This is a genomic window from Elusimicrobium minutum Pei191, assembly GCF_000020145.1.
Taxonomy (GTDB): domain Bacteria; phylum Elusimicrobiota; class Elusimicrobia; order Elusimicrobiales; family Elusimicrobiaceae; genus Elusimicrobium; species Elusimicrobium minutum.
On sequence record NC_010644.1, the window covers coordinates 662,705 to 679,100 of the forward strand.

The 16,396-nt window shown below is 38.8% G+C and carries 16 protein-coding genes; 5 read left to right on the top strand and 11 right to left on the bottom strand.

The window, feature by feature from the left end:
* From EMIN_RS03130 to EMIN_RS03150, 5 genes are all read right to left on the bottom strand, one after another.
* Positions 1 to 1,524 carry a UDP-glucose--hexose-1-phosphate uridylyltransferase gene (locus EMIN_RS03130; RefSeq protein ID WP_012414777.1) on the bottom strand — a complete coding sequence of 508 codons (1,524 nt, stop codon included), beginning with the start codon at positions 1,522 to 1,524 and terminating at the stop codon, positions 1 to 3.
* Positions 1,524 to 2,498: a UDP-glucose 4-epimerase GalE gene (gene galE / locus EMIN_RS03135; RefSeq protein ID WP_012414778.1), complete on the bottom strand. Its 975-nt coding sequence runs from the start codon at positions 2,496 to 2,498 to the stop codon at positions 1,524 to 1,526. The genes EMIN_RS03130 and galE overlap by 1 nt, the downstream gene beginning before the upstream one ends.
* 121 nt (positions 2,499 to 2,619) lie before the next feature.
* On the bottom strand, positions 2,620 to 3,783 hold the full coding sequence (locus EMIN_RS03140; protein ID WP_012414779.1) for a galactokinase: 1,164 nt from the start codon (positions 3,781 to 3,783) through the stop codon (positions 2,620 to 2,622).
* Positions 3,784 to 3,848: 65 nt separating this feature from the next.
* Complete coding sequence (locus EMIN_RS03145) at positions 3,849 to 5,504, bottom strand: solute:sodium symporter family transporter (RefSeq protein WP_012414780.1); 1,656 nt, start codon at positions 5,502 to 5,504, stop codon at positions 3,849 to 3,851.
* Between the two features lie 52 nt (positions 5,505 to 5,556).
* Positions 5,557 to 6,495, bottom strand: coding sequence for an aldose epimerase family protein (locus EMIN_RS03150; protein WP_012414781.1), 939 nt, complete (start codon positions 6,493 to 6,495; stop codon positions 5,557 to 5,559).
* Positions 6,496 to 6,626: 131 nt separating this feature from the next.
* Between EMIN_RS03150 and EMIN_RS09405 the strand changes: the two genes are divergently transcribed.
* Both EMIN_RS09405 and EMIN_RS09410 read left to right on the top strand, forming a co-directional pair.
* Positions 6,627 to 7,112, top strand: a complete 486-nt coding sequence (locus EMIN_RS09405; protein ID WP_012414782.1) for a type IV pilin protein — start codon at positions 6,627 to 6,629, stop codon at positions 7,110 to 7,112.
* A gap of 16 nt (positions 7,113 to 7,128) precedes the next feature.
* Positions 7,129 to 7,626: a type IV pilin protein gene (locus tag EMIN_RS09410; RefSeq protein WP_012414783.1), complete on the top strand. Its 498-nt coding sequence runs from the start codon at positions 7,129 to 7,131 to the stop codon at positions 7,624 to 7,626.
* A gap of 28 nt (positions 7,627 to 7,654) precedes the next feature.
* Here the strand turns inward: EMIN_RS09410 and EMIN_RS03165 are convergent, their stop codons facing one another.
* The 6 genes from EMIN_RS03165 to EMIN_RS03190 form a co-directional block, all read right to left on the bottom strand.
* Positions 7,655 to 7,885, bottom strand: coding sequence for a hypothetical protein (locus tag EMIN_RS03165; RefSeq protein ID WP_012414784.1), 231 nt, complete (start codon positions 7,883 to 7,885; stop codon positions 7,655 to 7,657).
* A gap of 10 nt (positions 7,886 to 7,895) precedes the next feature.
* Entirely contained in the window at positions 7,896 to 8,444 is a 549-nt protein-coding gene (locus tag EMIN_RS03170; RefSeq protein WP_012414785.1) for a flavin reductase, read from the bottom strand.
* A 112-nt stretch (positions 8,445 to 8,556) separates the two neighbouring features.
* Positions 8,557 to 9,756, bottom strand: a complete 1,200-nt coding sequence (locus EMIN_RS03175) for a phosphoglycerate kinase (protein ID WP_012414786.1) — start codon at positions 9,754 to 9,756, stop codon at positions 8,557 to 8,559.
* Positions 9,757 to 9,986: 230 nt separating this feature from the next.
* Positions 9,987 to 10,463: a type IV pilin protein gene (locus tag EMIN_RS09415; RefSeq protein WP_012414787.1), complete on the bottom strand. Its 477-nt coding sequence runs from the start codon at positions 10,461 to 10,463 to the stop codon at positions 9,987 to 9,989.
* A 107-nt stretch (positions 10,464 to 10,570) separates the two neighbouring features.
* Positions 10,571 to 11,587: a type I glyceraldehyde-3-phosphate dehydrogenase gene (gap, locus tag EMIN_RS03185; protein ID WP_012414788.1), complete on the bottom strand. Its 1,017-nt coding sequence runs from the start codon at positions 11,585 to 11,587 to the stop codon at positions 10,571 to 10,573.
* Between the two features lie 73 nt (positions 11,588 to 11,660).
* Entirely contained in the window at positions 11,661 to 12,386 is a 726-nt protein-coding gene (locus tag EMIN_RS03190) for a Bax inhibitor-1/YccA family protein (RefSeq protein WP_012414789.1), read from the bottom strand.
* Positions 12,387 to 12,674: 288 nt separating this feature from the next.
* On the opposite strand from EMIN_RS03190, the gene lpxK reads away from it, so the two are divergent.
* From lpxK to EMIN_RS03205, 3 genes are read left to right on the top strand one after another with little or no spacing between them, the layout of a single operon-like run.
* Entirely contained in the window at positions 12,675 to 13,799 is a 1,125-nt protein-coding gene (gene lpxK / locus EMIN_RS03195) for a tetraacyldisaccharide 4'-kinase (protein ID WP_012414790.1), read from the top strand.
* 17 nt (positions 13,800 to 13,816) lie between these two features.
* Positions 13,817 to 15,133, top strand: a complete 1,317-nt coding sequence (locus EMIN_RS03200; protein ID WP_012414791.1) for a hypothetical protein — start codon at positions 13,817 to 13,819, stop codon at positions 15,131 to 15,133.
* Entirely contained in the window at positions 15,130 to 16,176 is a 1,047-nt protein-coding gene (locus tag EMIN_RS03205) for a hypothetical protein (RefSeq protein WP_187146168.1), read from the top strand. The genes EMIN_RS03200 and EMIN_RS03205 overlap by 4 nt, the downstream gene beginning before the upstream one ends.
* Positions 16,177 to 16,396: the final 220 nt, after the last annotated feature.

Below are 16,396 nucleotides of genomic sequence, written 5' to 3' on the forward strand. Positions count from 1 at the left end.
TTATTTGTTAAGTTCTTTTAAAAACTTGTCTAAAGCCTTGTCACCTTCGGGCGTTTGCTTAAAAACGCCGCAGCATTCTAAGACTTTTGCGAATACTTTACCGGTTTCTTCCCGTAAAATATTTTCAGCGTTTTTTGCCGTAAACTTATGTTTGAAATAAATTTCTTTCGCCCATTCATAATGGTTTTCAATAGAGGGGGATTTTTTTATTTTTTCCAAATTTCCGTTAATTAGGCAATCGCCAATTTCTTTAAGAGCTTCTTTTAAACGGCCCGGCAAAATGGCCATGCCCATGACCTCAATAAGGCCTATATTTTCACGTTTTATATGGTGAAATTCAGGGCACGAGTGAAAAATACCGTCAGGATATTTGGCCGAAGTGCGGTTATTTCTTAAGGCTAGATCCATTTGCAATTTTTTGCCGTTCATTTTTGCCATTGGCGTAACGGTATTATGCCTTTTTTTGCCTGTGTGCGATTTTATTTTGGCGTTTTCGTCAGAATACTTTATCCATTTATCAAAAATATGTTTTGAGGCGGCTAAAACATCTTTTTTATTTCCTGTAAGCCTTATCACGCTTAAAGGCCAGTTAAGCGTGGCGCATTTTAAAGAAGGCCACTTTTTTAATTTAAAGGTTTTGCGTTCTTTTGCCTTATGCATGGGGAAAGTGTATAAACCGCCCTGGTAGTGGTCATGGTTTAGTATAGAGCCGCCCACTATAGGTAAATCAGCGTTTGAACCTATAAAATAATGCGGAAACTTGGAAAGAAAGTCGCCCAAGCGTTCAAACGTTTTATGGTCTATTAACATATTTTCATGTTTCTGCCCTAGTACTATGCAGTGCTGGTTATAATAAACGTAGGGAGAGTATTGGAGGTACCAGGTTTCGCCGGAAAGGTTAAGCGGAATTAAACGGATATTTTGCCTTGCCGGGTGGTTTAAACGCCCTGCGTAACCTTCATTTTCATAACACAAAAGACATTTGGGATAAATATGGGTGTGCAAAGCCGCCGCGCCCATTGTTTTAAGAAGGGCTATTTCTTTAGGGTCCTTTTCCGGTTTTGATAAATTAACCGTTATATCAAGCGCTCCGTATTTTGTGCGTGTTTTCCAGGAAAGATTTTTTGCCACTCTTTCCGTTTTAATATAGTTGGCCTGTTCCTGTTTTTTATACATCCAGTCCGTGGCGGCTTTAATACCGCGCTGTTTTTTTATTTTATTAAAAGAAATAATAAAATCAGAAGGACGCTGTATTAAAATGCCCATTATTTTAGTTTCAAGCATTTCACGGTAAACAGGTAAATCCTGAATTAGTTTTTGCGTAACAGCCCAGTCGGAAATTTCAGCCAAAATCTTACCCGGATATTTTGGCAAAGCCGTTTTTACTTTCTGAGGTTCAAAACTGTCCAAATTTAAAACGGCGGCAATTTGGTTGGCAGCCCAAACTTTATCTTCCTTGGAGATAAGGCCGTTTTGCCCGGCGTAATTGAGTAAGATTTGAATATGTTTATTAATATCAGTCATTAATATTTCCTTTTGCGTTCCCATTTTGCCACGGTTTTTATGATTTCTTTTAAATTAAACTGAGGTTCCCATTTAAGGTCCTGTTTAGCTTTTGCCGAATCCGCCACCAGCACGGCGGGGTCGCCCGCTCTTCTGGGTGCGTTTTCCACTTTAAAATCAAGGCCTGTTACTTCTTTTACGGTTTCTATAATTTCCTTTACGCTGTAACCGCTGCCGCTGCCTAAGTTATACCAGGCGCTTTTATTTTCTTTTGCCATTTTTTCAAGCGCCAAAATATGCGCCGAGGCCAAATCATTAACATGAATATAATCTCTTACAGCCGTACCGTCAGGCGTGGGATAATCATTACCAAAAACTTTTATGCTTTCCCTTTTCCCTAAAGCCGCTTGGAAAACCAAGGGTATTAAATGTGTTTCGGGGTCGTGCGATTCACCTGTTTTACCGTCGGGCGAGGCTCCGCACGCGTTAAAATATCTTAAACAAACGCTTTTTAGTCCGTAGGAATGGTCATAATCTTTTAAAATATTTTCAACCATAAGCTTAGTTCTGCCATAGGGGTTAATAGGGTTTTGCGGGTGTGTTTCGTCAATAAGTTCTTTAACCGGTTCCCCAAAAGTTGCGGCAGTTGAGGAAAATACAAAATAATTTATGCCTGATTCAACCATAGCGTCAAGCAGATTTAAAACTTTTGCCACATTGTTTTCATAATATTTGGCGGGAGTGATAACACTTTCGCCAACTTCGGTAAAAGCGGCAAAGTGCATAACGGCGTCTATTTTAAACTTACTAAAAACTGTTTTTAATTTCTTTTTATCTCCAAGATCTCCTTTAATAAAAGGTATGCCCCGCACCGCTTTTTTATGTCCTTTTGAAAGGTTGTCATATACTATAGGCGAGTAGCCTTTGATTTCTAAAACACGCACGGTGTTTGAGCCTATATATCCGGCGCCGCCTACAACTAAAATGTTTTTCATAGTTTTTACCTGTTAGTTTGTTTTTTGCTTAGTTAAATCTATTTTAAAAAATATATAGCGTTATGTCACATAAAAAAAGAAGAATAATTTAAAATTATTCTTCTTTTTTTATAATTATAATTTAATCAAGTTTACCGGCGCCTCTCGCTATTTTGGCTACATAAAACTCGGGTTTAAGTTTGGTCGCTTTTTCATAACCCGTGCCGACGTTTTTTATAAAACTGTCAACACCGTCGTTTTTAACAATGCATACGCAGCAGCCGCCGAATCCTGCGCCCGTCATGCGTGCGCCTATGGCGCCCGGCTGTTGGGCGGCAAGGTCAACCATAGTGTCAAGTTCAAAAACGGTTACCTCGTAATCGTCTCTTAAAGAATAGTGTGAGTCAAACATAAGTTTGCCAAAGGAATTTATATCGCCGAGTTCCAAAAGCCCTACCGCGGCGAGTGTGCGGTAATTTTCCCTAACTGCGTGTTTGGCGCGTTTTAAGGCTATAGGGTCGGTTATTAAATCTTTATATCGGTCAAACTGGTCCGGTGTTAAGTCGCACAGCGTTTCGATTTTAAGTTTTTTGGTAAGCATAGCGAGCGCGGCTTCGCACTCGGCCCTTCTTTCATTGTATTTAGAACCTGCCAGCTCGCGCCTTTTATTTGTGTTGCAAATAACTATGGACGCGTCCTCCAATTCTAAAGGGACATGTTTGTATTGAAGCGTATTTGTGTTTAACAAAATGGCGTGGTCCCTTTTACCGTTGGCTGAAGCGAATTGGTCCATAATACCAGAGTTAAGGCCTATAAACTCATTTTCCGTTTTTTGGCCTATAAGAGCAATATCTGTGGAGGAAAGTTTTAAATCAAAAAAATCATTAAGCAAAACACCGGTGCATACTTCCAAAGAAGCTGAAGAGGACAACCCCGCCCCATTAGGAATATTGCCTATTATAGCCACGTCAAAACCCGTGTCTAATTTAATGCCTTTTCTCTTCATTACGTCAATTACGCCTTTGGGGTAGTTTGTCCAATTATCCTCTTTTTTATAGGCTATGTTATTTATATCAACCTCTATAACTCCGAGGTCCTCAAAATTTTTAGAAAAAAATCTTATTTTGCTGTCGTTTCTTTTAGCCGCAGCCGCGTATGTGCCCAAAGAAAGCGCGCACGGAAAAACATACCCGCCGTTATAATCAATATGTTCGCCTATAAGGTTAACCCTGCCTGGGGCGAAAAAAACGGACTGCGGTTTATAATTAAAAACTTTTTCAAACTCTTTAGTAACAGTATCTTTCATATTAAACACCCTTTTTTTGTATAAATGAAACACGGCGCAAATAAAATTGCGCCGTGTTTGTAAAATTACTTTGCTATGCCGATAGGGGAAAGCAGAATATATATTCCCACAACCGCCGCGAAAATAATAAAGCTTATTACATAAACCAAGCTCCAGGGTTTCATGTCGATAACTTTTTTATCATTGTGTATGTCAAACTTAACGTCCGTAGGCCAAAAGTGCCCTGTGATAAGCATGAAAGCCGCGCATATAAAGAACAATATGGCCAAAATATGCAAGAAATGCAAATGAACAAACCAATGTAAAAAACCCGGTAAGGCGGATGCGTATACGCCGCCTTTTATCATGGGCAGCAGCTGCGTAAAGCTGTACACTATAATAAAGCCGATTAACACTGTTTTTGCCGCCCATGCAGGCGCTTTTTTATTAAACATACCTACAAGTATTAAGGTAAAGATAGGCACGTTATAAAGGCCGTTTGCCGTTTGCAGATATTGGAATAATCCTTTAGGAGCAAAGGAAATAAGCGGCGCCACGCACATTGAAAAAAGAACCAAAATAATGGCCGCCATTTTGCCTTTTTTTACGATATCGGCGTCCGTAGCGTCCTTTTTAGCGAAGAACGGTTTATAAACATTAAGCGTAAATAATGTTGAAGTTGAGTTTATAGCCCCGCTGAACGCGCTTAAAATAGCGCCGAAAAGCACCGCCGCGAACAACCCTACCAAAAGAGGATTATGTAAAACGGTTCTTACCAAAGATGAGTACGCCATATCCATTGTGTTTAAAGGATTGTCTTTAAATATGTGATACGCTATTATGCCCGGCAATACCAAAAATAACGGACCCATAAGTTTGAAAACTGCGCATATTAAAACGCCCTTTTGGCCTTCTTTTAAGTTTTTAGCGGCCAAAGCTCTTTGTATAATAACCTGGTTTGTGCCCCAGTAAAAAAGGTTAACAAGAAACATACCCGTAAATATTGTGGCAAAAGGCACGGGGTCGGTTGCTTTGCCTATGGAGTTAAACTTTTCGGGATTTTCGGTTATTAAAATATTAAGGCCCGTAATAAGGTTGCCGTCGCCGATAAACATAAGCCCTAAAATAGGAATCATAAGGCCTCCTACCAAAAGGCCTATGCCGTTAAAAGTGTCCGCCCAGGCTATAATGCGCAGCCCGCCGAAATAGTTATAAATGCAGCCCAAAATGCCTATGGCTACAACAACCACGGCTATCATGGCAAAGTCGCTTTGAAAACCGAAAACTTCTTTTAGGTTAAATATGCCTCCCATACCAACAGCGCCGGCATAAAGAATTATGGGAAAAAGAATAAACACATAGCCCAGTAAAAACAAACCGTTAATCATGTGTTTTGTGGCCGCGTCGTATCTGTCTGCCGCGAAATCGGGCACGGTGGCGTAACCTTGTTTTAAGTAGCGGGGTAGAAAATAAAGCGCGACTATGATTAAAGCTGCCGCTGCCGTTACTTCCCAAGCCATTACGGACATATTAAATCCGTATCCCTGGCCGTTAAGTCCGACCATTTGCTCACATGATAAGTTGGTAAGCAATAAAGAGGCCGCTATAACCCAACCTGTTAGTCCGCGGCCCGCCAGGAAATATCCTTCTTCAGTTCCCGTATTGGCGTTTTTGGTCTTATAATAAGCAAGACCTAAAACCGCCATTGTAAATGCAAAAAATGCCACAAATGTAATAGCCATAATTCTCCTTATAATAATTTTTTTTTTACTTGATGATTACTGCGTTTTGAGCTTACGAAACAACCATTTTAAACTGCCATGAATATTCCCCGTGAGGTGGAATTTTAGACAGTTTTTTTATCTTGTCCGCCACGTACAAATCGTCATACACGCCGGTGCACGGTTCAAGCGCGATATTATAATCACCCCTGTAGCCGCCCTGCGTTTTCCAAACGCCCAGGTAGGGCACCTTGTCCGCATCATATTTATAAACAAGTTTATCGCCAGTGTCTTGGTGTTCCACTCCGCACCAGCCCTCGGTATTTTGTTTTAAAAAATAAAATTTTTCACAAGAGTTTGATTCTTTGGATTCAGTGGCGGATAAATCTATTTTTTTATTGTCTGTTGAAAGAGCGTAAGGATAATTATGTATGGTTCCCCAGGGGCCTAAAGTTTTTGTCGAGTGTTCTACCGTCATAACTTTAGTCAAATCTTCAGGAGTAAGAAGCCTTGTTTGGGGGCTGCAGGCAAGCAGACAGTGAAGGGCCCAAATAAATTTAAATTCTTCTTTATCCGATGTGTTTGTTACTGTGTAGTTAAACGTTATTTCATTATCTTTTATTATTGTTTCTCTTGTAAAGATATAAGGAAGAGTTTTACTTTTAACAGAGGCTTTAAAGCCGTTATCCGTAATTTCGCCTATTTCCCAGCTCATGGCCCAAACTTCGCCGTGATCGGGGATAATTACGCCCGCGTAAGAACCGCTTGGGTAAGGGCAACGGTCAATGGAGGGGAAAACCTCGTCAAATCCGCTTGAGTCATATTCGCTAAACGGCGCCGAGTAAGGAGGTATTTTTAAAGCTGGCAAATCAGACTGGAATAAAAACTCTTTATCAGTTTTTTTATTTTGCAGACTAACCATTTTAGCCGCGTAATCGGGCAGAAATTCCGCCCTTATATTGCCATTTTCAAAGACAATGCTGTTTAAGCCTTTATAGATTGATTTTTTCATATTTTTAAATTTGTAAAAAAGTAATAAAAGTCAACTTATCCTAAATATACTATATTTTTCAAAAATATAATCAAATTTGGATTTTTATGTTAAAATTTAAAATAATACAATTAATATTAAGGACATTATAAATGCAAAAAGGATTTACTTTAATTGAACTTTTGGTTGTCGTTTTGATAATAGGCATTTTGGCCGCGATAGCTTTACCCCAATATCAAAACGCCGTATATAAAACACGTATGCAAAATTATATAGCAATGTCCGAAGGTATACGTAAAGCGCAGGAAATTTATTATTTGCATACGGGTGATTATGTAGCGGATTTAAATTACTTAGATATTGATTATATAGCTGCTTGCCCCGCGCGCAGCGCGGGCGATCAAACTATTATAGACTGTAAAGACGCGGAAATTGACAACTTTTCGGGAGTTCAGGCTACCGGGGAAAGGAATGTAAGGGTTTTCTTCTGCCCAGGTTATACAGGCACTGAGTGCCGCTCAAATCTTGTAGCGACTTATATTTCTTATTTTGAAAACGCGCCCAATAACGCAGGGCAGAGAAGTTGTGTGGGGAACACTGATAAAGGAATTAGACTTTGTAAATCTTTAGGATATTGATATAAAGGGAGTTTGTATGAAAAAAGGTTTTACCTTAATAGAGCTTTTGGTAGTAGTTTTAATAATAGGTATTTTGGCGGCGATAGCTTTGCCCCAGTACCAAAAGTCCGTAGATAAAGCCCGTATGTCCGAAGCTATGATGGTGCTCCGTTCAATAAAAGACGCGTCGGACAGATATAAGCTGGCTAATGACGTGCAGCCTACAAGTTTTGACGATTTAGATATTGATATTTCGTTAGACTGCACCGCGGATAAAACGCAATGCAGTACGACAAACTTTCGTTACGCATTTAATTCCGGCACATGCTTAACTTGTATGTACGCTTTTAGTAAAAATAACTCGGGTTTCTTTCTTGAAAGAAATACCACAACAAATAACTTTTGGTGTGCCGCTCCTATAACGGATGGTTCTAAAAACAGTGTTTGCAAATCAATAAGCGGTACAAACACTCCGCACCATTCAGGCGCGTCTACACATTATTATCTTATATCAGGTTCTGGAAATAATAATTAATAATTTAATTTAAATAAAAAATCCCCGTTTATTGTAACGGGGACTTTTTATTGCAAGCATTTATTTTTTTGCTTTCTTTCTTTTTATAGCGTACTGCCATAAATACCGCGCCGACCGCGGTAATAAAACCCAAAATAATACCAAGCAGAGGGTATGCGCTGTCGATAGCATGGGGGGCTATTATATAAAGTGCCAGTCTTGCAATAGTGGCTAATGTTATAATTACGCTTAAAACTATAAATTTTGTACTGTTTTTCATATTTATATAATTATTTTTTTATATTATTTTCCCATATCGCTGTTATTTCCCCAAACACGTATTTGCGGTAATCGGAAGGATTTTTATAAGCTTCGGTTAGATAATCCCTGGCTTCCTGTGAGTAAAAATCATTTGGGTGCGGCATTGTAATTTGCGTCAGTTTACACTCAATAATTAATTTAGCTTCTTTAAAAGTTATATTTCCGGACGGGGTTTGAACGCTTGTCAATTTAACTTCTTTCATTTTATCGGTGCCCCGTCCTGTTTTGTTTCCTAAAAATATCAGCTGGTCTTTGTATTCGTCGGTAAAATAAGAAAGGGTGTAAGTTTTTTCTTTTTGTATTAATTCAAGAGTATATCTGTCCGAGCGTATAACGCACCAGGTAGACGGAGTTCTAAATAGCATGCCAAAGCCGCCTCCGCTGCCTGTCATTGAGTTGTAATTATCCTTATTACCCGAGGTAATAAGAAAAAAGTCATTTCCCACTAATTTAAAAATATCAAAACCCGCGCAAATATCCTTAGTGGAAATTTGTTTAAATAAATCACTAAATTGCATTTTTTTATCCTTTTACTGTCTTATTTCAAAGCATAAATATTTTATCATACTTAGTTTAATATAAATAAAAAACCCGCCTTTAAGCGGGTTTTTTATGTTTTAAACTTTCAGTTTATTTGGCAAGCGCCGTTAACCCGGGAAGTTCTTTGCCTTCAACAAACTCCATGCTGGCTCCGCCGCCTGTAGAGCAGTGGCTTAAAAGGTCCGTTTTAATTTTGGCTTTCTTTAAAACGTTAAGGCTGTCTCCGCCGCCGATGATTGTTGTCGCGCCTAATTTGGTGGCTTCAACCATTGAAGAGGCTATCGCAAAGCTGCCTTTTTCAAAGTTGCTCATTTCAAAAACGCCCACGGGGCCGTTCCAAAAAATTGTTTTGCATTCCAAAAGTTTTTTGTCAAACAAAGCAATTGTTTTAGGCCCGATATCAAGGCCCATTTGGCCTTCGGGGATATTGGCGTTTTCGGTTGTCATTACGGGGCTTTCGTTAGAAAACTCTGTTGAGCAAACATGGTCAACTGGAAGAAGTATTTCAACGCCTTTTTCTTTTGCCGTGGCTAAAATTTTGTTGGCTTCTTCAACTTTATCTTCTTCTAAAAGTGACTTGCCTGTTGTGTAGCCCTGGGCTTTTAAGAACGTATATGCCATACCGCCGCCGATAACCAAAACGTTAACTTTACTAAGAAGAGTGTTTAAAACCATAATTTTATCAGACACTTTTGCCCCGCCTATAATAGCGGCGAAAGGCCTGTTAGGTTTTGCTAAAGCGTCGCCAAGGAATTGTACTTCTTTTTGTACTAAGTAGCCGATACCGCCGTTAAGAAATTTGGTAACGGCGCTGGTTGAGGCGTGCGCTCTGTGTACGGTGCCGAAAGCTTCCTGCACAAAAACTTCGCCGTTTTTAGCAAGCTGCGCGGCAAAAGTTTCATCATTTTTTTCTTCTTCGGGGTGAAAGCGGAGGTTTTCTAATAAAACTATTTCGCCGTTTTTGGCTTCAGCTATAGTTTTTGCAGCGGGCTCGCCAATACAGTCTGAGGCGAAATGTACTTTAACTCCAAAAACATTGGCAACTTCAGTTGCTACGGGCGCTAATGAAAATTCGGACGCTACTTTGCCTTTAGGTCTGCCCAAGTGGGACATTAACACAACTTTGCAGTTGTTATCAAGTAAATATTTTACTGTTTTTTCTGAGGCGACAATACGTTTATTATTGTCAACTTTGCCGTCTTTTAAAGGAACGTTGTAGTCAACGCGGACTAAAACTGTTTTGCCTTTAACGTCTAAATCCTGCAGTTTTTTAATATTTTCTAATTGCATTTAATTTACCTCTTGATGATTATGTTTGCCTTACCCTTTTAAAACCAAACAAATAAGAAGGCGATTAACAACTTATCAACCATATTATATCAAAATAGGAAGGGGGAGATTGAAGAGAAAATCTTTTGTATAAGAGCTTGCAGACAGGCTAGTTTTATTTCTAGTATTGCGTAGCGCATAAACTAAGAGCAGCTATTATTAAAACAGCTGCTCTTAGTCTCAAAATTTTGTTAGTTTAAATCATAGTAAGTTGTTGTGCCGTGGCTTATTCTTGTAGATAATTTGCCGCCCATGGAAAGGCACATTGACTTTGCTTTTTCATTACTTGTTGTGGCGCGGCACCACCTTGCGCCGTGATATAAAGGCGTTGTAGGAGCGCCGTGGTCGGTATGAAATTCAAAACTATATCCGTTAAACTTTACCGGAGTGGCCGATACGTATCTGCCGGTACCCGACTCAATACCAAATGTAAAGTTTTTAGTAGTGGCGGGGACATCTATGTCTAAATCATCAATACTTTTAGCGTAAAAACCGTTTGCCAAATAATATCTTTCTTGCGCGTCAACCATTGCTTTTAATATCAACACCGCTTCGGAGGCGCGGGCTCTGTCAACAGCTTTTGTATATTGCGGCAGCGCAATAGCGGCAAGTATACCGATAATTAGAACAACCACTAAAAGTTCTATTAAAGTAAATCCTTTTTTCATATAACCCTTTTAAATATTTTCTATTTATATAAAGTATATAAAAAACCGCAGCTTTTGCAACTGCGGTTTTTTGTTTAAACCATTTAATTGTTAGGGTTAAAATAAACTTATTTGCCGTTGACTTCTGCCATTTTGGCAATTAAGTCTAAGCATTTTGTTGAATAACCCATTTCATTATCGTACCAGGCAACTACTTTAACGAAAGTGTCTGTTAAAGCGATACCGGCTTTAGCGTCAAAAATTGACGTGCGGGGATCGCCGATGAAGTCTGAGGAAACAACCGCTTCTTCCGTATAACCTAAAACGCCTTTGAGTTCGTTTTCGGAAGCGCGTTTCATTTCTTTGCAGATTTCTTCATATTTAGCGGGTTTGGCGAGGTTAACGGTTAAGTCAACTACTGAAACGTCCAATGTTGGAACGCGCATTGACATACCTGTTAATTTGCCGTTAAGAGCGGGTATAACTTTACCCACAGCTTTGGCCGCGCCTGTTGAGGAAGGAATAATATTTCCGCTTGCGGCTCTGCCGCCTCTCCAGTCTTTGGCACTCGGGCCGTCAACTGTTTTCTGTGTGGCTGTTGTGGCGTGGACTGTTGTCATTAAACCGTCCGTAATACCCCATTTGTCATTTAAAACTTTGGCGATAGGAGCTAAACAGTTTGTTGTGCAAGATGCGTTGGAAACAAACTGTGTGCCTTTTACGTATTTGTCATCGTTTACGCCGGTAACAAACATCGGTGTATCATCTTTGGAAGGAGCTGACATAACCACATATTTCGCGCCGGCTTTAATGTGAGCTTCGGCTTTTTCTTTAGAAAGGAATAAACCCGTTGATTCTAAAACATATTCAGCGCCAACTTCATTCCATTTAAGATTTGCGGGATCTTTTTCCGCTGTTACGCGTATAGCTTTGCCGTTAACGATAAGTTTGCTGTTAGCTAAATCGACTTCAATTGTACCGTCGAATTTACCATGGACTGTATCATATTTAAGCATGTAAGCCAAATAATCAACCGTACCTAAGTCGTTGATGCCAACGATTTCAATATCATTGCGTTTCATTGCGGCTCTGAAAACTAAGCGGCCAATGCGGCCAAAGCCGTTAATACCAACTTTAATTGCCATAAATATACTTCCTCCGTTTAATATTACATATCTGTTAATAAGATTCTACAAAATTTGAAGTGACCGCGCTTGCTTATCTTCTTTGCAATTTGCCGAGCAATCTTAATATTTCCAAATACATCCATATTAAGGTAATAAGCAGGCCGAAAGCGGCATACCATTCCATATATTTAGGCATATTATAACGCGCCGCGTTTTCTATAAAATCAAAATCCAAAAGCAGGTTGAACGCGGCTATAAGGCAGACAACAACGCTTACGCCTATGCTTAACGGAGTGGCTGATAAATAAAACCAATTGGCGCCAAAAAGCATCATTATCATTCCTATTATGTAAAACACGGCCACGCCGGCGGTAGCGGCGACTATTACGCTTTTTACCATACTGGTAACTTTTATTATGCGTGTTTTATATAAAACAAGCATAATAAAAAACACAGTCATTGAAACGCCTAAAGCCTGGTAAACAATACCCGCGTACTGTTGCGCGTAAGCTAAAGATATTAAACCTACCGCGATACCTTGTCCGAAAGCATATATAGGCGCTAACATAGGGGCCGTTCTTTTGTTGAAAATTACAATCATGGCTATTACAAAAGCGCCTATAGATATAGGCCAAATCCAGGGTAAAAGCGGTTCCGGCCTTGACCAGCTGAGTAATGCTCCTATAAAACAAATAAAAAGTAATGTGAAAGATTTGTTAACCGCCCCAGATATTGTCATGGGTTGTGTTGAGGCGGCTTGCATTTCGGCCGCTTTTTTAAACCCTTCTTCATTAAAAATAGGATTGCTTGATTTCATTTATTTCTCCTCTTTGATATTAAATATTTATTGGCTGCCGATTTTTTCCATGTAAAAATAAGCCAGGCGTAAAAATGGCAGTTATATTTCTTTTATATTGTATCAAATCGAAAGTTATTTAAAAAACGTAAAGAAACGTTTTTTATGTTTTTTTGCAGGAAATCTTAATATGTTTTATAATCTTGAAAGAGTGTCCTGTAACACATTTGTAAATTAACATATGAAACATTTGTGAAATTCGGATTTAAATTATGTAGAATTTCTTATAATATTTGACAGGCGGTTCTTATGGATTTAGAAAAAACAAGAGATAATTTAAAAAACAATGTTTTCGGGCGGTTTTTTTTATATGTGCTTTCAAAAGGATATGAGCTCGGAACCATAGTTAATAAATTTTTATATGAAAACGGCTGGCGTAAAAGTTACAGCGTAAACACGCGTGTTGTTTGTGTGGGTAATATTACAGCGGGCGGCACCGGTAAAACCACGGCGGTGCTTCTTGCCGCGCGTACTTTGGCTGAGGCGGGTATAAGAACCGCAATAATTTCCCGTGGGTATAAAAGAGATAAAAAAAATAAAAATCCCGTAGTCTTGTTTGACGATGAGCTTGAAAACAACTGGGTAACCGCCGGCGATGAACCTTTTATGATGAGCCGCGCATTGGCTGACGTAAAAGTGCCCATAGTAATTCACGAGGACAGGCACCTTGCCGCTACCGAAGCTCTAAAAAGATTTAAAAGCCAGGTTTTACTTCTTGACGACGGGTTTCAGCACTTCCGTTTAAAAAGGGATGCTAACATTGTTCTTATTGACGCCAGAAATCCTTTTGGAGGGGGGCAGCTGCTCCCGTACGGTACTTTAAGAGAGGGGCTCTCAGGTTTAAAAAGAGCCAATCTTGTTTTATTAACGCACAGCAATCAGGCTGACCAGCGTAAAAAAGAAGATATAAAGGACCAGATACGCCTTCAAAACGAGGATATTGAGATTTTGGAAGCAGTGCACCAGCCTGAGCATTATTTTGATATCTGCAATTCCGTAAAGGTGCCTTTAAACCATTTAAAAGGCGAAGCGGGGGTATTTTCAGCCATAGGAGAACCCGGCGGCTTTGAAGATACGTTAAAAGATTTGGGACTTAAACTTGTTAAAGTCTGGCGTTATCCCGACCACAGAAGATATACTGAAGAAGATCTTAAAACTTTTGTTGATTTGGCGGGGGAAAACCCTTTGGTTACCACTTTTAAGGATTTTGTTAAATTTCCGGAAAACTGGCGGGATATTTTAAAGAAAAACGTGTATGTTCTTTCCGTCAGCATGAAAATAAAAGGTAAAAAAGAATTTGATATTTTTGCCGAAGCGCTATATCCCAAATTTACAAATTTGAATGTTAAAAAGGAAAGCAAAAGCCGCAAATAGCGGAGCTAATATAAAACATGGTAAACAAAAAAACTGATTTGGTAAATATGTCTTTAGGTTCTTTTTTGGCGTCTTCTTTCAGGACGGCTTTAGCCAGCTTTTGGGCTGCTTTGGGAGTAAACATTCTAATTGCTTTTATTATCTTTCTGACAATTGTAGCGATATATCTCCTGGCAAGAATGAACCCTCTTATAACAGCCGGCATAATGGCTTTTTTATACGTTATTATAATTGCCGCAAGGTTTCTTGCTTTTTACCCCATTACGGAAAGCCGTATAATTAAAAAAGAAATGGGTGTTTTTGCTGCTGTAAATATAGCAGGCTCGAGAGCGGTTTATTTTATTTTGGGCGCTCTTATTATGTCCGTTCCTGTAAGTTTGGTAAGTCTTGCGCTTCATTTTGCAGGGGTCACAAGTTATATTCCTGTAATAATAGCGAATATAATTAATTTGTTTTTTCTTTTGTTTTTATCTTTTATGGCCCCCGCAGTGGTTTTGAGAGAAAAAGGCCCTATAGATTGCTTGAAATACAGTTTTTACCTTGTAAAAGGCAGTTATTTTAAAACTTTGGGGTATATGCTTTTTACCATTTTAGTAGCTTTTGCTATTTATGCTGTTGTTTATATTCCTGTTATTTTTTCTTCTCTTTCGTTTCACCTTTTACAAAATTATCTTTCCCGGTACATTTTTATAGGAGGAATTCTTATTGCGGCGGCATCCTTGTTTATTTACGCGTTAACGCTGTTTATTGAAACGTTTTTCTTTTCAGCCCATACGCTTTTATTTTTACATTTAGAAAAAGGGATATTAAAAGGGCTGGAGCAAGAAAAAGAAGAAAAACTTAATGAAATACAAGCGGCTTTGAGCGCGCCGGCATCTTTACCCGAAGGCATTGATGATGATGAGAGTACATTAAGCGGTACGGACAAGTTCTATAAAAGCTTATTTAAGGACGATGTGAATGAAAAAAGCGGGGAGATGCCTACCATCATGGTTGATTTTGACACTGACGACCCGGACCAGATTAAACAGATAATACAGGACCGTTTTAAAGAAGCTGAGGAAAATCAAAAACTTGAAGAGGTTTTTGAGGCTACTATTCCTCCTTCTGAGGTAAGAGATTTTGATTTAACTATTGAGCATACCGAGTTTTTGCCCGAGCAAAAAGCTAAAAGCGCGGATAAAAAAGGTTATAAAGATCCTTTGGAAGAAACAAAAAGAACTGTCGACCCTCTTCCGCCGCCTAAACCTTCGGGCCCTAAACTTAAAGTGGTTAGTATGCCGCCGTTACCGCCTGATTTGTTGGATAAAGATAAAAATAAAGGAGAAGAATGATGGATCTTTTGAAAAGGTTTTATGATGCTTTTGATCTTATAAGTGAAAGCGTAAATATTTTTATAAAAAATATTTGGAAGCTTTGCTTGTTTCAATTAATTTTATTTGGAGCCGCCTTGGTTGTTTTTGTGCCGTGTTTTATAGCCGCGCTAGCTCTTGTGGCATTAAGACTTCCTGGCTTTAATCCCAATATGACGGAAGAAGTTATGGTTCAGATGATAGCGTCCGATCCGGTGCTCATTGTAAGTTTGGTAATATTGTTGGTTATTACGGCTGCGGGTACTATAGCCGCCGGAGTTATTAAAAAAGCTGCTGTTTCCAGATTTATTGTTTCAAAAATATGCGGTGTTGATATAACAATAAAAGAGGCGTTTAAACAAAGTTTTTCACGCGCATGGCCTTTGTTTATGTTAACTTTGGTCATAATTCTTTTCTTTGTAACTTTTCTTACGTTGGGCTCTTTACTGATTGCTGTTTTTGCAAGTATGGGCTATAACGCGTTAGCGGTTTTTTTCGGATTTATTGTTTTTGCCGCTATAGTGTTTTTAGCTGTTTGCTTTTTGGTTTACCTGTCCCCGTTAACCGCTGTTGTGGTTATTAAGAAAAAAAATATGTTTGACGCCGTGAAATACAGTTATTCTCTTGTTAAAGGGTTCTTCTCTTCTACATTCGGTTATATGATTTTGGCGGTTCTTATAAGTTTTGGTTTTAGTATGGCCGCCGGTTTTATTAATATGTTTATACAAGGAATAGGCGCTGTTTTAATTGCAATATTTAACGGGATAACAGTTTTACAGCTTGTGATTGGTATTTTTATGCTAATTTGCATTGTAGCCGTTAACCTTATCGCGCAAACCTATTCTGATGTTCCCACCGCTTTGTTATATGTTAACAGAGAGGCTGTTTTAGGGGATAAAAGCGGAGAAATAGCGGATTTGGCGGCCAAGTATCAAGATGAAGAAGACGTAAATGTTCTCCCTTCCGATCCTGTGCCTTTTAATAAAACGCCCCGCCCTCCTGAACCCCCTTCACAAGATATATAATTTTGAACCCCGCTTAAAAGCGGGGTTTTTCATATTCTATTATGGAAAAAATTGTTTTATTTATATTAGAAATTTTTATGTGTTTTAATTTATAATTTTCCAAGTTTTGTATTATTTAAATACCAGTACATATTGTAATTTGCACTATTGTATATTTAATAATAATTATTATAATATGAGTATCATATATTTTTGTTTTGAAGAGAATTTAAGGGGTGCT

What these genes read in the sequence shown, in the direction of transcription:
- EMIN_RS03130 (WP_012414777.1), bottom strand. Translation starts at nt 1,524, where the DNA reads ATGACTGATATTAATAAACATATTCAAATCTTACTCAATTACGCCGGG.
- galE (WP_012414778.1), bottom strand. Translation starts at nt 2,498, where the DNA reads ATGAAAAACATTTTAGTTGTAGGCGGCGCCGGATATATAGGCTCAAAC.
- EMIN_RS03140 (WP_012414779.1), bottom strand. Translation starts at nt 3,783, where the DNA reads ATGAAAGATACTGTTACTAAAGAGTTTGAAAAAGTTTTTAATTATAAA.
- EMIN_RS03145 (WP_012414780.1), bottom strand. Translation starts at nt 5,504, where the DNA reads ATGGCTATTACATTTGTGGCATTTTTTGCATTTACAATGGCGGTTTTA.
- EMIN_RS03150 (WP_012414781.1), bottom strand. Translation starts at nt 6,495, where the DNA reads ATGAAAAAATCAATCTATAAAGGCTTAAACAGCATTGTCTTTGAAAAT.
- EMIN_RS09405 (WP_012414782.1), top strand. Translation starts at nt 6,627, where the DNA reads ATGCAAAAAGGATTTACTTTAATTGAACTTTTGGTTGTCGTTTTGATA.
- EMIN_RS09410 (WP_012414783.1), top strand. Translation starts at nt 7,129, where the DNA reads ATGAAAAAAGGTTTTACCTTAATAGAGCTTTTGGTAGTAGTTTTAATA.
- EMIN_RS03165 (WP_012414784.1), bottom strand. Translation starts at nt 7,885, where the DNA reads ATGAAAAACAGTACAAAATTTATAGTTTTAAGCGTAATTATAACATTA.
- EMIN_RS03170 (WP_012414785.1), bottom strand. Translation starts at nt 8,444, where the DNA reads ATGCAATTTAGTGATTTATTTAAACAAATTTCCACTAAGGATATTTGC.
- EMIN_RS03175 (WP_012414786.1), bottom strand. Translation starts at nt 9,756, where the DNA reads ATGCAATTAGAAAATATTAAAAAACTGCAGGATTTAGACGTTAAAGGC.
- EMIN_RS09415 (WP_012414787.1), bottom strand. Translation starts at nt 10,463, where the DNA reads ATGAAAAAAGGATTTACTTTAATAGAACTTTTAGTGGTTGTTCTAATT.
- gap (WP_012414788.1), bottom strand. Translation starts at nt 11,587, where the DNA reads ATGGCAATTAAAGTTGGTATTAACGGCTTTGGCCGCATTGGCCGCTTA.
- EMIN_RS03190 (WP_012414789.1), bottom strand. Translation starts at nt 12,386, where the DNA reads ATGAAATCAAGCAATCCTATTTTTAATGAAGAAGGGTTTAAAAAAGCG.
- lpxK (WP_012414790.1), top strand. Translation starts at nt 12,675, where the DNA reads ATGGATTTAGAAAAAACAAGAGATAATTTAAAAAACAATGTTTTCGGG.
- EMIN_RS03200 (WP_012414791.1), top strand. Translation starts at nt 13,817, where the DNA reads ATGGTAAACAAAAAAACTGATTTGGTAAATATGTCTTTAGGTTCTTTT.
- EMIN_RS03205 (WP_187146168.1), top strand. Translation starts at nt 15,130, where the DNA reads ATGATGGATCTTTTGAAAAGGTTTTATGATGCTTTTGATCTTATAAGT.